Here is a 16980-nt window from a genome sequence, read left to right on the forward strand (position 1 = left end):
ATAAGAGCCCCAAAATAGCTGTGCTTTTATCATTTTTGCTAAGCCCCTAGTGTTAAATATGCTCATTTTCATGTTTAATGAGAAACTAATTTTCAATGATTGTACGCATGGAATGCGTCACAACAGCCCATTAATACAAAGAGGTAATAATGGCAACCATCAAGGATGTCGCCAAGCAAGCGGGAGTCTCCGTTGCGACTGTATCTCGAGTCATTAATAACTCCGGGAAATCTAGCCAGGCAACCAAGGTTGCGGTGAAAGCGGCAATGAAAGACATTGGCTATCGACCCAACGCCAACGCCAGAGCATTAGTCAACCAATCAACCAATACCATCGGGGTATTAATTGGCGATGTTTCCGATCCGTTTTTTGGCGGCATCGTCAAAGCAATCGATATCATCGCGCTACAACATGGAAAACACTTGCTCATCGGTAACGGCTACCACAATGCCGAGATCGAACGCAAAGCCATTGAACTGTTAATTAATAGTCGCTGCGAGTCACTGATTGTTCATAGTAAAGCCTTGAGTAATGAAGAGCTGATAGAATTTGCCCATGAAATACCTTCGATGGTACTGATCAACCGCTTTATCCCCGAAATAGCTGAGCGCTGTATTGCCTTGGATAACCACAAAGGCTCCTATCTCGCGACCGAATTTCTGATAAAAAAAGGCCACACATCCATCGGCTATATTTGTTCGAATCACAATATTGAAGATGTAGAACAGCGGAAGAATGGCTACATCGATGCCCTCAAGGCTTACCAGCTTGAGCACAGTGCAAGCCATATCGAATACGGTTCTCCCGATGAAAAAGGTGGAGAGCAAGCCATGACCAATCTACTGACCAAAAACTTACCCATTACGGCAGTGGCAGCCTATAACGATTATATGGCAGCAGGGGCACTATCAATCATTGAGGAAAATGGCATCAAGGCCCCTGAAGAGATGTCATTAATTGGTTTCGATGATGGCCTGATTGCGAAGTACTTACATCCCAAATTAACCACGATCCGCTATCCGATCCAAATGATGGCAGAAAAAGCGGCTAATTTAGCTTTAAAACTGGCAAACAAAGAGCCATGTTATAATGACATACAGATTTTTGTGCCCACTTTAGTACAGCGTTTATCGGTCGCAAATAAATAATTCACTGGTACGAATCGTACTTGTAATACGGCCCGCACTAGCCACGCAAGCGATTCGACCCGAGCGAGCACAACAAGCCACGGATCCATCACCCACGATCAGTGAATGCCAAGCCGCATCATCAAAAAACTAACGAAGGGTGTAATAAAAAGTTAAATACACCTTTTAATCGCGAAAGTTATTAAACTGAAAGGGCTGTTCAAAATCAGCAGCGCGCATCAAGCTCATCACCGCTTGAAGATCGTCGCGTTTCTTACCCGTTACTCGAACTTGGTCACCTTGAATAGAGGCCTGCACTTTCAATTTTGCATCTTTAATTTGCTTGACGACCTTTTTAGCAATAGCTTGATCGATACCATTTTTAAAATTAACCATCTGCGAATAAGTCTTGCCAGTATGAACAATATCCGCAAGATCGATAGCCTTGGTATCAACCGAGCGTTTCACTAAAGTTCCCCGCAATATATCAAGCATTTGATTAAGCTGAAATTCAGCTTCGGCGGTCATTTTGACGCTGTCGTCTTTATATTCAAAGCTGGCTTCCACCCCGCGAAAATCAAAACGGATCTCTAATTCACGAGCGGCATTCTCACACGCATTACGAACTTCTGCGCTTTCTATTTCTGAAACGATGTCAAAAGAAGGCATGTTTTCTCTCCCTTTAGATCTGGCCTTATGCGAAAATATTGCATTATATCCCTTTGTCAGCAAAAGAGTATGGTGTGGTGGCGAACCAACGCAGATTAATCTTCCGTAGCCTATTTTTCATTAGTCTAATTACAGTATTTGTATTAGCGCTACGCCCCATGGCACTGCAAGGCCCATTACAAAACACCGATAAAATTTTACACTACGGCTGCTTCTTCTATTTGGCTTGGTTAGCTCAATTAGCCCTATTTTCAAATAAAATAAACCTACTCTGCTTGCTAGCATTTGGTGCGCTGATCGAGTTATGCCAAAGTTTTACCAGCTATCGCCAAGCATCGGTGGCAGATCTACTGGCCGATTTGCTGGGCATTGGTAGTTATCTATGGTTGAGTCGTTGGGCATTATTGAAAAAGGTGAATCGATGTATCACTGCGCAATAATCGGCGCTGGTGCCATTGGGGGCTGGTTGGCCGGACATATAGGGCTGCAAAATTCGGTCTGTTTTGTCGATAGTCGACAAACAGTTCCCAGCCAGTTAGCGCTGAGCGTCACCAGTTTAATCAAAGGTACAATCCAGCTGGATGTACCGGTACTCACTCAAATACCCGGCTGTCATTGGCTTATTATCTGCGTGAAAGCCCATCAAGTGCGCCCAGCCATCCAACACCTCAAGTTCCCCAAAGATTGCCAAGTATTACTAATGGTGAATGGTTTAGGCGCCCACACGCCACTATTAAGCCGCGTTGACACGGGTCATCTTTGTTTGGCCAGTAATACCCATGGCGTTTTGCTACAACAAAAAACAGCCGGGCAATTAAGCGTGAAACATACCGGTTTAGGTAGAATAGACATCGGCTCGGTGATCCGCAGTCAGGCTGCACCTGAGCATTTCAACTCGATTCAAAACGCCATCGCCCCTTTACTGTGGCAAGACAATATCTATCAAGCCTTGTGGTTAAAATTGGCAGTAAACTGCTGCATCAACCCGCTCACAGCCATCCACAATTGCACCAATGGCGAGCTCCTACAAACGCGCTACCGCCAACAAATCGGCGCGTTGAACCAAGAACTTAGCCAAGTGGCCCAAGCCGAGGGGATAAACTTATCTTCGCAAACCTTAACTGACACGGTATTGATGGTGGCTAGCAATACCGCCCACAACTATTCCTCAATGCAGCAAGACATAAAACATCACCGACCCAGCGAAATCGACTACATTAATGGTTATGTAGTTCGCTTAGCCGAAATCCACCAGCTGCCTTGTCAGCACCATAAAGCATTGTTGGAACAAATTAAATTATTGGAGAGTCACCATGGATAAAGTGATGGTAGCACTTGCTTCTGGCAGTGAAGAAATAGAAGCGGTGACCATAATCGACGTATTACGACGCGCTGAAATAGAGGTCGATGTAGTCAGCGTCGATGCCGATGAACAACTACAAATCACAGCGTCTCGGGGTGTGAAGCTGGTCGCAGACAAGTTGCTCTCGCAGATTTCCGCTAACGACTATTGTATGTTTGTACTACCGGGAGGGGTCCCCGGAAGCGAACGTTTTCGAGATAGTGAAGGCTTAATCACCATGCTGCAACAACGCCATGCTCAGCAGTGGTTAGCGGCTATTTGTGCAGCCCCCGCTATCGTACTGGCACACCATCAGCTGCTGGGTCGAGCTCAGGTAACGGGTCATCCGGTTTTTCAACAAAGACTGCCCAAAACGCAACGAACCAAGCAACGAGTGGTGGTGGATCACCCCCATAAACTCATTACTAGTCAAGGACCGGGAACAGCCATCGAATTTAGCCTGGCGCTAGTGGCACAAATTAAAGGGCAAGCACTCGCTAACTCGATTGCAATACCGATGATCATGGCCAAATAGCCTCAACAATTTTCTTAGTCCAGCCAACAAAAATTTATGCTTCGCCTCGTGATTGCAAGTAACAATGTCGATGACGAGCCGACATGTTCTAATAGCAACCACTGTAGACTCAATAAATTTTAAATATGCCAATAGTCTCCGGCCACTTGCAAGTGTGAATGACCCAGATTTTTGGCTAATTCAGCGACAACATCTTGATTCGAAAAGTCTATGAGCGCCAACGCAATCAAACAAAGAACAATAAAGCCTTCTTAGTTTAACCTCATGTATTTTCAAGCAACAATGATCAAATCAAACTTGGAAAAAAATGAAAAAGAAGATTCTATAAGGGAGTCAAACTTAACGCCATGGGCACTAAGTTTGACTAACAAGCGAGGATTATTTAATCACAACGCGGGCATTACGCGCCTGTACTGGGCGATTATTAGGGTGATGTAATACTTCAACAAATTGCTCGATTTGCTGTTTCGATGCACTCACCGGCTGTTTCATCACTAACCAAACCACACCTTCGCTACAAGGCGGCGTTGTTAACGAGCCATTAAAACGATAGTAATCATGATCTTCCGGAAGCAGACTAAGGGCACTCACTTGCTGCTCAAGCTTGAATTTCTCACCCGTTTTATGCGGCAATTGTGCCCACGCTTTGGCAAGCTCTGGATTTGTTTTACCTTCTTCAAACATCACCGCCACAACCGCTAAATGGCCTTCAGCATCGGCATGTACAAAATGAGCTTCCATTGGGAAAGACTGGCCTTCAATGGTATTTTCACTCGGAGCATGAAAATGAAATTGCTTCAGCTCAAAACTGTGACCGTCAACACTCAGTTTGCTACCAGCTGCATAATTGACTTGCACCGCATGGCCATTGTTCAAAATTTGCTGACCCGCCACTTGATAGTCAAAAGACAAGGGCGCTAATTCGCCTTCGACGCTGTCACTGATATCGATAGGTGACTGATTGACACCACTCGCGCAAGTCGCAAAAGCGGGTGACAATTCAGCCCAATGCTCCGGGCCTTGATGTCCGGTATAGCCCCAATGATTACCTTCTTGAGCAATGACGGTACTAGATATAAGCAGCGCTGAAGCCAATACACTCAGTTTAATCGAAGCCTTATTCATTCATTATTTCCTTTTTATTGATTACACGATATGTCATAAAATTATGCTGATGACTTTTATACGGCCTGCTAAGCAAAACACCAACCATTAAGTCGAGATAAACTTGTTCAGCTAAGCAAAGTAAAATTTACGCCCACAAATGCCTCTTCAAAATATCTGGAACAAATCATCAGTTTTAACAACAGCTGCAAGCGCGACGTACCGGTCGGTATCATCTGAGGCAAGTAAGGCAAGGCAAGCTCAGCTTATCACTGACAAAGCGGTTGTTGCCCCTGTTCGCAGATTTCCAAAGCGGTATAGATGATCGGCGCAAGTGTTTTACCCTGACCAATTGAATGGAGTGCATAGATGGCCTGATACCCCATATCAAAGGGCCTTTGGCCGACATTGCCATGGGCGAAACCTTCCGCTAACAACTGCTTTTGCTTCGGTAATGTATCCCCAAACAGCAAGATCAATTGGCGTGAGTTAAGTCGGTCAAGGTAAGGACTGACCGAGTCAGTATATTTTAAGGGCGTTGCTTGGGCCCCCATACCCAAGGTAATCAATACATTTAGCAAGTCTGGAGAATACATATGTAAACGGATCATTTTATCTAAAGTCGTCAGCCCTCTATCGGCATCGTCATCGGCAAAAATAGGACAGCGGGTATGCTCTTCCCAGAGCGGCGCTTCATCTTGATTATTATTCCCTAACGCGGCATATAGGCCACTGATGCGTTCCTGCATATTGGTCGCGGCACGGTGACCGGAAAGCACGCAAAATACCCCGCCTTGTGGCCTAAGACGCTGAGCAAGTAGGCCCAGTTGATAGCCAAACTGAAAGTTATCGCTACCGATATAACTATAACGTAACTGAGGATTTTTCAGCAAAGCGACTTCAGAAAAATCCGAATCAAAGGTAATCACCGGGATATTTTTTTCGGCAGCTAACAGCATACTTCGCTTGGTCAACACCCGAGAGTTAATCACCGAAACCGCAATCCCATCAATTCCCGATTCTATTTGCTGACTAATAATCTTATCTTGAAAGCGAGCATCGGCTTCTTCGGGGCCTAGATAGAGACACTCAACATTTAGCTCTGCCGCTGCTTGCATGCAGCCTTTTTCCACAGCATCAAAAAAGGGAGAATCGATACTTTTTGGGATCACTAAATAGCGGAGTTTATGCTGCTGCGCCATCGCCTCAAAGCTCAGAAAAAAAACCGCTAAAATGATCAATAGAGATTTCATGGTGACACCGCGTCTGATTAAGCACTGTTATAAGCTAAGTCAATAAATCAGCCTTGGTAAAGAGAATATCCAGCATTTGAATACCTGATCACGCTTTGTGAAGGGGAGGCGTAAAATAAGCACTAAATACAATCTATCCGCAGCTAAAAATAACTATTTGAGGTTCAACGAGTCTGTTGATTAACGGAACGCATCGCTCGGAAATTGAAAAGGGAGAGCCGATGGCTTGGTTTTTTGTATGGTAAAGACAAACAAACAGATAAGAGGTAAGCGCTATGAATATCAACCGTAGTGGATTCTCGGCTCTTAGTAGAGGGCGTTCAGTATTCTGCGATGCTGATTGTAAACCTTATAATCATTGTTGAGGGCTAAAGCCAAAAGCATTAACCAGTCGACAAAACGGTTATTAAGGAATGCTAAAACGCCCGAGGCTCGGCGAAAGCCACGCACTACATCAATGGCAAAGTGGCTGTTGCCCCTGCACACAAACTTCTAAATCAGTATAAATGATTGGCGCAAGTGTTTTGCCCTGCCTAATGCTATGGAGTGCGTAAATCGCCTGATACCCCATATCATAGGGCCTTTGGCCTACATTTCCATGAGCTAAGCCTTCGATTAACAACTGTTTTTGCTTAGGTAAGGTATCGCCAAACAGCAAGATCAATTGTCGTGAGTTAAGTTCCTTGAGGTAGGGGCTAACAACGTCGGTGTATTTTAATGTTAATGTTTGAGCGCCGGTACCTAGATTAATTAACACATCTAATAACTCAGGAGCATAGGCATGTAAGCGCAGCATTTTTTCTAAATTAGAGAGTGCTCTATGTGCATCATCATCAGAGTAAATTGGGCAGCGAGTATGTTCTTCCCAAAGCTCATTCTTATGCTCATCATTGAGTTTTAAAGCCGCATACACGCCAGCCATGCGCTCTTCCATATTCGCCGCAGCTCGATGTCCAGACAAAATACAAAAGACCCCTCCTTTCGGTTTTAAGCGCTTGGTTAGTAGGCCTAATTGATAGCCAAACTGAAAGTTATCACTGCCAATGTAGCTATAACGTAATTGAGGATTATCTTGCAGGGCTTGCTCCGAAAAATCCGAATCAAAGCTAATGACCGGGATGTTTTTTTGGGCTGCCAACAACATACTACGGTTAACCAACACCCGAGAGTTAATCACCGAAACCGCAATCCCATCAATCCCGGCGTCTATTTGCTGACGAATGATGGTATCTTGAAAGCGAGCATCCGCTTCTTCGGGCCCGAGATAGAGACACTCAACATTTAACTCGATCGCAGCTTGCTTGCAGCCTTTTTCCACGGCATCAAAAAAAGGAGAGTCGACACTTTTGGGGATCACCAAATAACGGAGTTTTTGCGCCTGCGCCATAGTCCCAAGACTCAGAATAAAAACCGTTAAAATAGTCAGTAAAGACTTCATGCTGATACCGCGTCTAGTGATAATCCTTTAATAAGCTAAGACAACAAATCGATCTTGGTAAAGAGAACATCTAGCATTTGGACACTCGGTCACGCTTTATTGAAAAAGAAAGTACCCAGTAAGCGCTGAATTTTTCCTATCGGTAAATGTAAAACAAGCATGCCTAGACAACACCGCTAAGTCTCAAGTTAAAAGCGAGGCGCTATGATTTGCTCACTCTTGCTCCGTATAGAGCTTGGCAAACTGCCGATAACGCGCCAAATTTACTCCTCGATCAGAGTAACCGACTCGAGACTGCGAACGAAAATGAACTTGCTGTTGTCGCGGGTCAAAGTACAGCTCAACATCGTCGCGAAAGCGCAGCTTAGCGGTAATAAACACCGTGTGAACATAAACTTCATTACGGAGCATCACTTGGTTGTTCCCCATTTTCGCCAACGCGCCTAAAGCAGCCAATTGAGTTTGTTTTAAATCCCCTTTAAAGGGTAACGCCGCAACTTTTTTACTCTCGTTTTGAGCTTCTGTTGACACGCCATTAGGCGTGCTCGCCAGCGCAGCTAAATGACCATCCTTGAGGCCGAGGTTGCTTGGCATTTTGAGGTTTTGATAACTCATCCCCCCAAGCAATACCAGTAGTACCAAAACCGTCCCAAGCAACACCATCTTCATTATCTCGCCTATTCACCACTCAAACCTGTATTCACGACTATAGCTCACTGTAAAGCAAAAAAAAGCCAAGCACTTCGCTAAAAGTGCTTGGCTTGTTCAGTCTTTTTAAATAGTTAAGCTTGCGGGCGCATCGCTGGGAATAAGATAACATCACGAATAGTATGGCTGTTGGTGAACAACATCACCAAGCGATCAATGCCAATCCCCTGCCCAGCAGTCGGTGCTAAACCATGTTCTAGCGCAGTAATATAATCTGCATCGTAAAACATCGCTTCATCATCACCGGCATCTTTTTGTGAAACCTGGTCTTTGAAGCGTTGATCTTGATCTTGTGCGTCATTTAACTCAGAGAAACCGTTGGCAATTTCACGCCCACCCACAAAGAATTCAAAACGATCGGTAATCATCGGATCGTTATCATTACGACGAGCTAAAGGAGACACCTCCGCTGGATATTCGGTAATGAAAGTCGGTTGAATCAAACGGTGCTCAACGGTCTCTTCAAAGATTTCGGTAATCACTTTACCAAGACCCCAATTGGCTTGCACTTCAATACCAAGTTGCTTCGCCACTGCGCTGGCAGCCTCGAGACTTTGCAACTGTTCAACACCCAGTTCAGGGTTGAAATCCAGAATCGATTGCTTCATTGGAATACGCTGATAGGTACTCCCAAAATCAAATTCTTCGTCACCATAACGCACTACGCTTGAACCCAATACTTCTTGGGTAATGCTGCGCAACATCGATTCGGTGAGATCCATTAAATCTTCGAAGGTTGCATAAGCCATATAGAATTCCATCATGGTGAATTCTGGATTATGGCGAGGTGATAAACCTTCGTTACGGAAGTTACGGTTAATCTCAAACACTCGCTCAAAGCCACCCACCACTAAACGCTTCAAATATAGCTCTGGCGCAATCCGCAGGAACATCTCTTGGTCGAGGGAGTTATGGTGAGTCACAAATGGACGCGCAGTCGCGCCACCAGGAATCACTTGCATCATCGGTGTTTCCACTTCCATAAACTGATGTTTAATCATGAATTGACGGATGGCTGAGATAATTTTAGAGCGGATCATGAAGGTCGTACGTGAATCTTCATTCATGATCAAATCAACATAACGTTGGCGATAACGTTGCTCTTGGTCGGTTAAACCGTGGAACTTCTCAGGCAAGGGACGTAGGGCTTTGGTCAATAAAGCGTAGTCATCCATATTCACATAGAGATCGCCCTTACCCGACTTGTGTAGCGCTCCTTTAACACCAATAATGTCACCGATGTCTAAGCCACCGATTTCTTTAAGCGCTTGTTGTACCGGCTTTGGCGCATAAGCTTGAATACGACCAGAAACATCTTGTAACACCAAAAATGGACCACGTTTCGCCATAATACGACCTGCAATGCTCACCACATTACCGGCTTGTTCAAGCTCATCTTTAGACAGTTCACCAAAACTTTGCAGTAAACTGTCTGCTAAATGCTCACGTTTGAAATGATTTGGATGGCCATTGGCTGCACAGTTTTCGCGGATCTTGTCTAACTTAGCGCGACGCTCTGCAATTAGTTTATTTTCTTCTTGTGTTACTTGTTCCAGACTTTGTTCTGTTTGTTCCGACATGTGAAAACCTTGCTCGTTACAGCCCTGATTTAAGGCTAGCTTCAATAAATTTATCTAAATCACCATCTAATACTGCTTGAGTATTTCGGTTCTCAATACCAGTACGTAGATCTTTAATACGTGAATCATCTAAGACATAGGAACGAATTTGACTGCCCCAGCCAATATCCGATTTAGTGTCTTCTGCTGCTTGCTTTTCAGCGTTTTGCTTTTGCAGTTCCAGTTCAAACAACTTGGCTTTTAACTGCTTCATCGCTTGATCTTTATTCTTGTGCTGAGAACGGTCATTTTGGCACTGCACCACAGTATTGGTAGGCAAGTGGGTGATCCGTACTGCAGATTCAGTTCGGTTCACGTGCTGACCACCTGCGCCAGAGGCACGATAAACATCAATCCGTAAATCGCCGGGATCAATATCAACTTCGATACTATCGTCGATTTCAGGGTAAATAAATGCCGATGCAAATGAAGTATGGCGGCGACCACCCGAATCAAAAGGCGACTTACGAACCAAACGATGTACCCCAGTTTCAGTCCGTAACCAGCCATAGGCATATTCACCACTCACTTTAATGGTGGCACCTTTAATCCCCGCGACGTCGCCATCAGAGACTTCGACAATTTCAGTTTTAAACTGATGGGCCTCACACCAACGCAAGTACATGCGCAACATCATGTTGGCCCAATCTTGTGCTTCGGTGCCACCGGAGCCGGACTGAATATCGATATAACAATCGCTTTCATCCATTTCACCAGAAAACATTCGGCGAAACTCGAGTTTTTCTAACTGAGTCACCAAGTCCGCCGCTTCTACTTGTGCTTCTTCAAAGGTTTCCTCATCTTCCGCTTCCACCGCTAGTTCAACCAAACCAGCAACGTCTTCAATACCTTGCGTCAGATTATCAATGGTTTTTACCACTAACTCTAAAGCCGAGCGCTCTTTACCTAAAGCTTGGGCGCGATCGGGATCATTCCAAATTTCAGGTTGCTCTAATTCGCGACTAACTTCTTCTAACTGCTCTGCCTTGGCATCGTAGTCAAAGATACCCCCGGAGTACTTCTGTACGCTCTTTAATATCTGCCAGAGAATTATTCACCGAATTAATTTCAAACATCTTGTAATGACCTACGTCTGAGTACCAAAAACGCGCAATTTTAACCAATTATGCAGGGAATAAACATAGCTGAAATCAGGATCCACTTAAAAAAGTAGTTATTTAAGTGGAACTGGGAATAATGCGCCTTGTGAGCACGATAGCAATCAAAATTTATCCGCTGTTTACACCACAATCAAGGTTGGTTTGCACCGCAGTCTCTCTCGAGGGTGTTGCATACTTCATCAGGAAAAGCATAAAAAGGCGATGCTGAGCCCTTTCAAGCCAAGAGATCGAGTCAACGCTGACGGTTCATCAAAACTGCTCACACGACTGAAACTAAGATGAAACTCATGAGAGTGCCGACTTCCAAGCCTGTTCGGGCAAGAGATGTAAGCTCACGGGTAAATCCTTCCCTTGAAGTAACATGTATTTCAATCCTCCCGCCATAATCGCCAGCGTCACATCAAAGGCATTAATACTATCGCCAAACCCAGCGGTTAAATTAAACATCGCACCATTCGCTAGTACATACACCGATCTACCATCGATATGGTATTGGTGAATATGTGGCATCACTTCGCTGACGGGGTCATCACTTAACTCAGCCATTTTAATTTCACCACTGCCATGGCCCACATTCATAACAAAAGCACCGGATTTGAGTCGACTTAATTGCGAACGCCCAACCACCGCTTTAGCGCCAGTGGCCGTCACCAATACATCGGTACTGGCGAGTACATCGTCAAGCGCTGCGGTTGCCCAGCCATCGTAAGCCGCCATAAGCTGGCGTGCCGGATCTCGTTCGATCACTGTGACCTGACCGCCATAGGCCCGCGCCGCCGCCGCAACGCCCTGCCCGACCAAACCATAACCTAATAAGGTCACTCGTTTTTCATGCAGGGTTAAATGAGTACGCTCACAGAACGCTTGCCAGGCGGTGAGTCCCACCATATGACGATTATGTAAGCCCTCTTTGGCATCCAAATCATCCCAATTCAATACAGGGACCGACAAAGCTAAGGGCCTTAATTTGGCAACACCAGAGCCTGTGCCTTCCATCGCAGCCACCAGACCAGAAGCCTGCTGATGATGATAGAGGGCGGTCAGCTCGCCACCAAATTCACAGATATATTGTGGCTGCCAAGCCACAGCTTTGTCTAAGGAAGCCAACCACGCTTGCTGTGACATCCCCTTCCAAGCTTCGGCCTCTGCGCCTTTACTCACTAAGTAAGCAACCACTTCATCACGCACTGTATTCGGATCACAGGTGGTGATAAAGAGTTGGCAACCCGCATTTAGCAAACCTTCAAATACCGGGACCATCTTAATATCAAGGTGGGTGCAAATGGCGATTTTGACTGGTGGTAGGCTAGAAAATTCATTTAAAACCCGTTCCGTACGAGGCATCTGACCGCAAACCCAGTTGAGCTGCTGCAAAAACTTATCCGATAGTTGAGACATCTATATTCATCCGTTTCATTTAGGTATTGCCATTGTATGATTATCTATTTTTAGAACAAGGGCAGGCCAAAGTTTCATAGTAAGGCAACTGCAAGGTCGCAGACCAATTCAGCTAACTCAAACATGCTTCAATAGTCGCGCTCAATCTTGTTCGAATATTCCGAACAACTTGTCTTGTTTTTCCCGATATCATCTCCACAGCCTTAGTCTTACTATTTATACATGCCTGAACAAACAGTTTCAGGAATATAAATCAAACACTTAAGGATTAAATTATGAAAAAAATTATCGTACTATCAATGTTATTCGCCAGCTTTTTTACGCAAGCTTCAGTTAACAATATACAACACAGCAGTGCCACACTAGAAACTCAAAGCCTTTCCAGCAAAGCAGAAGCTTTTGACCAAGGTTGGCAACTGGTCGCACAACTCAACGACTTAAGCTCAAGAGATTTAAATCAAAAACTAAACTTGAGCCAACAACAATTCAACAGCAAAGTAGAGTTAGGCAAAAGCACCGTAAAAGTAGAAGAATTATCGACTCAACAGGGTACGGTCTCCTATAAAGCCATCGTGACCACTCCGGTTAGCTATCAACAATGGGGAAGCGATCGTTAAGCGAGCACATCATTACAGCTTATATTATGATGGCAGAATCAATCCCAGTAAGAGGATTGACTCTGCCATTTGCCATGCTTACGCAGAAAAGAACAAAAACTTAAAGGATCCGTCGTGAAAAAGCCCCTCTCATTAAGCAGCATTATGATGCTTGATCTTATCGAGCGCTATGGCAGTTTCTCTCTTGCAGCAGAGCAACTGAATCGTTCTGTATCCAGTTTAAGTTATCAAATTCAAAAACTAGAACAAGAACTCGACCTGATGATCTTTGATCGCTCTGGCCATAAAGCAAAGTTTACCGCGGCAGGACAACTCTTGTTAGAACGCGGCCGTCAGTTGTTATTAGCAGCGGATGATTTGGTGTTAGAAGCCAATGCCTTAAACAATGGTTGGGAATCGAAGTTAACCATTGCTTACGATGGCATTATTGGCTGTGAAGCATTGTTCCCATTAGTTGAGTCTCTCGCATCAATTGCCAATACCCAATTAATTCTACGTGAAGAAGTACTCGCAGGCTGTTGGGAAGCGCTTCGCTATGAGCATGCGGATATTCTTATCGCAACACCCTCGTTAAGCGCGCCCGTTGAAACGAAAGTCGCTCAGGTGGGTAAAATAGACATGGTGTGGGTTGCAGCTCCCCAACATCCGATTCACCAGGCCTTCGATCCTTTAACGCCTGAAACCCGCCAAAGCTTTCGCATCATTAGTGTGGCCGATAGTGCTAGAGAACTCCCACCACTGAACCACAACATTTTAGATGGCCAACAGTTTCTTAGCGTTTCAGACTTCCATAGTAAAGTGAAAGCCATTATCCGAGGCTTGGGGATCGGAACTCTGCCTTACTTTATGATAGAGCCCTATCTGCATTCTAAAGAGCTGGTCATGATTGGTCCGAATAAAACCATTGATGTGGTTATGGCTTGGAAAAGAGATCCCATGGGACAGGCCAAATCCTGGTGTATTAATCAACTTAAAAAGTCATTGAGTGCTCAACTAAAACACTGCGAAATAAATACTCATTTGGTTCAATAACCGTTAAGCAAACCATCATATTGAGATTGAATGCACATCCCAGGGTTGATTTTTCACGCGGCTATTGCTGAAACGAGTAACTCAAGATAAGTTAACTTGAACATGGCATAAACCGCATTGTTCACAATGCTTTTATCCCCAGTTCAAGTTCATACAGAGTTATCGCCATTTCCAACGGATAATTTTGCTGGAGTCAGTCACTTTGCTTAAACCACATGGTTCCATGACGTTCTCCGTTCATGGGAAAATTATGGAGATTGAAGGGACCGGACCCTGGAACCTCATGCTCTTGCAACAAGGCGCGATGAAAGCCAAACCGATACATCAACAATTACTCGGTGCGCCTTGGGCGGTACTTGCGACCTTTCATGGCGATACTTTTTATACGGAAGAGGCAGCCAATGTGCTGATCGAATGGTTAAAAGATGATAAACAACGTGGCCGAATTGCCACCGCCTTCGTGCTTTCTGATATAGACATTTGTGATGTGGCAGTTTGGCATTTAAAAAAAACCTACCGAGAAGGCCATGAAACAGTGCAATTCTTCACTCGTAGAACAGATGCATTAAAATGGTTGGAGCAAAAAATTGCCAAACCGCAAACCGCTTAAGCCTGTCGCAATCGCAATCACAAGCAAATTCAGGTTGGGATAAAACCGAATAAAAAGCCAGTCATATAGACTGGCTTCGGATAAAACCTAGATAAATCGAACTTATAAACGGCGACTATCGTTGGCTTGTTGTAGCAGGCTGCGACTTTCTTGCAAGAATTCTTGAGAGTAATCACCAAACCATTGACTAACACGCTCAAAAGACGCGATGAAACCATCTCGATCTTTACGTTCAACCAAATCCACCAGCTGTCCCAGATGTTGATGATAACGTTTAATCATCGAGATACTCTGCTCTGAGGCCATAATAATATCGGCGTAAAGATCTGGTGATTGTGCAAACAAACGTCCCACCATCGCCAATTCTAAACGATAGATAGGCGAGCTTAAGTCCAGCAATAGCGGCAAATCGGCATTTTCTTCAGCCAAATGCTGACCATAGGCAAACGAGGTAAAGTGACGCAACGATTGGATCAAAGTCATCGCTTTATCATGACTTTCGGCAGCCACCGCATGTAAGCGAGCCCCCCAAATTTGCATCTGCTGCAACAACCATTGATAGCTGTCACTTCCACGACCATCGGCATAGACAACCACCTGTTTGGCCAAACTCGGCACATCCGGGCCAAACATTGGATGTAAACCCACCACCGGCCCTCGATGCACCGCGAGCATTTGATTTAAGGGTGCCGCCTTAATACTCGTGATATCCGCTAATACACAATCGGCAGGCAACTCACTTAACTGGGAAATCACTTGCTCAGTCAGATTAATTGGTACCGACACGAGCACTAGGCCAGCGTTGGCAAACAGCGCGGGCGCTTGCTCCCAATCATCTTTACCAATCACATCCACTTGATAACCCGATAAGCGAAACATCTGCACAAACAGGCTACCTAATTGACCTCGACCACCAATGACCACGATCCCGCCCAGCGCTGGTTTCACAGTTTTAAAACCGCTGTCCTTTTCGCTGGTATAAGATTCACGCATGACCCGGCGTAAAACATCTTCAATTAAGGCTGGAGGAACGCCTTTATTCGCCGCTTCTTCACGGCGCTTGGCCAACATTGCAGCCTCACGATCGGGGGCATAAATGGGTAAACCATGTTGGGTTTTAACTTCACCAACCTTATGCACCAATTGAATTCGTTGCTGCAGTAAATCAAGCAGTTGCTGATCAACCGCATCAATTTGGTCACGCAACAGATTTAGAGCTTGAACCATGTCGTTTCCGTCTTCTAAGATGCCAAACGCTTGGCTAAGCTATCGCCAAGTTCATTAAACATTTTTTCCAATAATGTGGCGGTAGAGTCCCAATCAATACAAGCATCGGTTACTGATACACCGTATTTTAAATCTGATTTAGGTGCTTCACTTGGCTGGTTACCTGCAGCCAAGTTGCTTTCTAACATTAAACCAATAATTGATTTGTTGCCTTCTTCAATTTGATTAATCACATTTTCTGCCACTAAAGGCTGTAGTTCGTGATTCTTACTCGAGTTTGCATGACTACAGTCCACCACTAAGCTCGGACTTAAACCCGCTTTAACCATCGCCTGTTCGGCTAAGGCAACGTTCACAGAATCATAATTTGGCTGTTTACCACCGCGTAAAATCACGTGTCCATCAGGGTTACCCTGGGTTTGCAACAAAGCCACTTGCCCCTGCTGGTTTATCCCCATAAAGCGATGTGAATGTGCCGCCGATTGCATCGCGTTAATCGCTGTTCCAAGATTGCCATCGGTGCCGTTTTTGAAGCCAACAGGCATCGATAAGCCACTCGCCATTTCACGGTGAGTTTGTGACTCCGTGGTACGCGCACCAATTGCAGCCCAAGAGAATAACTCAGATAAATACTGAGGACTAATAGGGTCTAAGGCTTCGGTTGCGACTGGTAAGCCTAACTCCGCTGTCCAGGTCAACAACTCACGGGCGTTATGTAAGCCAGTTTCCACGTCGAAAGTATTATCCATATGTGGGTCATTAATAAATCCTTTCCAGCCCACGGTGGTACGTGGTTTTTCAAAATACACCCGCATCACAATAAACAAACGATCCCGATACTGATCATGTAATTTTTTTAAGCGAGTCGCGTATTCTTTTGCTTGGTCTAGATCATGAATAGAACAAGGGCCAGTAATCACCAATAACCGAGGATCGCGGTGATGGCAGATCTCCGCAATGGTTTTACGTGATTCGAGCACAAACTTGAGCGCTTCTGGCGAGGCAGGGAGCTTTGTTCTAAGCTGTTCTGGGGTAATTAGGATTTGTTCTGACGAAATATTAATATCGTTGATCGGATCGTTTTGCATTTGCTCTTATACTCCGGTGGCGTTGCGTCCACACATTCCTTCCCCTTAAGGGGATTAATTATTATGAAAACCCATCACCATACCAGTGCTTA

The 16980-nt window shown here is 44.9% G+C and carries 17 protein-coding genes; 7 read left to right on the forward strand and 10 right to left on the reverse strand.

The window, feature by feature from the left end:
* Positions 1-149 precede the first annotated feature (149 nt).
* Positions 150-1148 (forward strand): substrate-binding domain-containing protein, encoded by a 999-nt coding sequence (locus ACRRSW_RS17065; RefSeq protein ID WP_432452057.1) that lies wholly within the window; start codon positions 150-152, stop codon positions 1146-1148.
* A 165-nt stretch (positions 1149-1313) separates the two neighbouring features.
* Here ACRRSW_RS17065 and ACRRSW_RS17070 read toward each other — a convergent pair whose 3' ends face one another.
* On the reverse strand, positions 1314-1796 hold the full coding sequence (locus ACRRSW_RS17070) for a YajQ family cyclic di-GMP-binding protein (protein WP_432452056.1): 483 nt from the start codon (positions 1794-1796) through the stop codon (positions 1314-1316).
* Between the two features lie 74 nt (positions 1797-1870).
* Between ACRRSW_RS17070 and ACRRSW_RS17075 the strand changes: the two genes are divergently transcribed.
* From ACRRSW_RS17075 to ACRRSW_RS17085, 3 genes are read left to right on the forward strand one after another with little or no spacing between them, the layout of a single operon-like run.
* Positions 1871-2236 carry a VanZ family protein gene (locus ACRRSW_RS17075; protein ID WP_432452055.1) on the forward strand — a complete coding sequence of 122 codons (366 nt, stop codon included), beginning with the start codon at positions 1871-1873 and terminating at the stop codon, positions 2234-2236.
* Positions 2179-3117: a ketopantoate reductase family protein gene (locus ACRRSW_RS17080; protein ID WP_432459937.1), complete on the forward strand. Its 939-nt coding sequence runs from the start codon at positions 2179-2181 to the stop codon at positions 3115-3117. The genes ACRRSW_RS17075 and ACRRSW_RS17080 overlap by 58 nt, the downstream gene beginning before the upstream one ends.
* Entirely contained in the window at positions 3110-3673 is a 564-nt protein-coding gene (locus ACRRSW_RS17085) for a DJ-1 family glyoxalase III (RefSeq protein ID WP_432459939.1), read from the forward strand. The genes ACRRSW_RS17080 and ACRRSW_RS17085 overlap by 8 nt, the downstream gene beginning before the upstream one ends.
* Before the next feature lie 378 nt (positions 3674-4051).
* On the opposite strand, the gene ACRRSW_RS17090 is transcribed toward ACRRSW_RS17085, so the two are convergent.
* From ACRRSW_RS17090 to ACRRSW_RS17120, 7 genes are all read right to left on the reverse strand, one after another.
* A complete protein-coding gene (locus ACRRSW_RS17090; RefSeq protein ID WP_432459940.1) occupies positions 4052-4798 on the reverse strand; it encodes a carbonic anhydrase in 747 nt (248 codons plus the stop codon).
* Between the two features lie 248 nt (positions 4799-5046).
* Positions 5047-6030 carry a substrate-binding domain-containing protein gene (locus ACRRSW_RS17095; RefSeq protein ID WP_432452051.1) on the reverse strand — a complete coding sequence of 328 codons (984 nt, stop codon included), beginning with the start codon at positions 6028-6030 and terminating at the stop codon, positions 5047-5049.
* 454 nt (positions 6031-6484) lie between these two features.
* The gene (locus tag ACRRSW_RS17100; protein WP_432452050.1) at positions 6485-7468 is read right to left on the reverse strand and encodes a substrate-binding domain-containing protein; all 984 of its coding nucleotides are present in this window, start codon (positions 7466-7468) and stop codon (positions 6485-6487) included.
* Positions 7469-7681: 213 nt separating this feature from the next.
* Complete coding sequence (locus ACRRSW_RS17105; RefSeq protein ID WP_432452049.1) at positions 7682-8137, reverse strand: DUF1499 domain-containing protein; 456 nt, start codon at positions 8135-8137, stop codon at positions 7682-7684.
* 113 nt (positions 8138-8250) lie between these two features.
* Positions 8251-9732 (reverse strand): lysine--tRNA ligase, encoded by a 1482-nt coding sequence (gene lysS / locus ACRRSW_RS17110; RefSeq protein ID WP_432456151.1) that lies wholly within the window; start codon positions 9730-9732, stop codon positions 8251-8253.
* Positions 9733-9772: 40 nt separating this feature from the next.
* A protein-coding gene (gene prfB / locus ACRRSW_RS17115) for a peptide chain release factor 2 (protein ID WP_432459941.1) occupies positions 9773-10871 on the reverse strand; the annotation gives its coding sequence in 2 pieces (ribosomal slippage) (positions 9773-10795 and positions 10797-10871; 1098 coding nt in all).
* A gap of 330 nt (positions 10872-11201) precedes the next feature.
* A complete protein-coding gene (locus ACRRSW_RS17120; protein ID WP_432459942.1) occupies positions 11202-12314 on the reverse strand; it encodes an adenosylhomocysteinase in 1113 nt (370 codons plus the stop codon).
* 275 nt (positions 12315-12589) lie between these two features.
* Here ACRRSW_RS17120 and ACRRSW_RS17125 point away from each other — a divergent pair, with 275 nt between their 5' ends.
* The 3 genes from ACRRSW_RS17125 to ACRRSW_RS17135 all read left to right on the forward strand — a co-directional run bounded on the left by ACRRSW_RS17125 (position 12590) and on the right by ACRRSW_RS17135 (position 14573).
* Positions 12590-12931: a DUF3316 domain-containing protein gene (locus tag ACRRSW_RS17125; RefSeq protein WP_432459943.1), complete on the forward strand. Its 342-nt coding sequence runs from the start codon at positions 12590-12592 to the stop codon at positions 12929-12931.
* A 114-nt stretch (positions 12932-13045) separates the two neighbouring features.
* Positions 13046-13963, forward strand: coding sequence for a LysR family transcriptional regulator (locus ACRRSW_RS17130; RefSeq protein WP_432452045.1), 918 nt, complete (start codon positions 13046-13048; stop codon positions 13961-13963).
* Positions 13964-14246: 283 nt separating this feature from the next.
* Entirely contained in the window at positions 14247-14573 is a 327-nt protein-coding gene (locus tag ACRRSW_RS17135) for a hypothetical protein (protein ID WP_432459944.1), read from the forward strand.
* Between the two features lie 102 nt (positions 14574-14675).
* Here the strand turns inward: ACRRSW_RS17135 and tyrA are convergent, their stop codons facing one another.
* Both tyrA and ACRRSW_RS17145 read right to left on the reverse strand, forming a co-directional pair.
* Positions 14676-15800 (reverse strand): bifunctional chorismate mutase/prephenate dehydrogenase, encoded by a 1125-nt coding sequence (gene tyrA / locus ACRRSW_RS17140; protein ID WP_432452043.1) that lies wholly within the window; start codon positions 15798-15800, stop codon positions 14676-14678.
* Positions 15801-15814: 14 nt separating this feature from the next.
* A complete protein-coding gene (locus ACRRSW_RS17145) occupies positions 15815-16888 on the reverse strand; it encodes a 3-deoxy-7-phosphoheptulonate synthase (protein WP_432452042.1) in 1074 nt (357 codons plus the stop codon).
* Between the last annotated feature and the right edge of the window lie 92 nt (positions 16889-16980).

Origin of the sequence: Agarivorans sp. QJM3NY_25 (assembly GCF_050870875.2) — a bacterium.
Taxonomy (GTDB): Bacteria; Pseudomonadota; Gammaproteobacteria; order Enterobacterales; family Celerinatantimonadaceae; genus Agarivorans.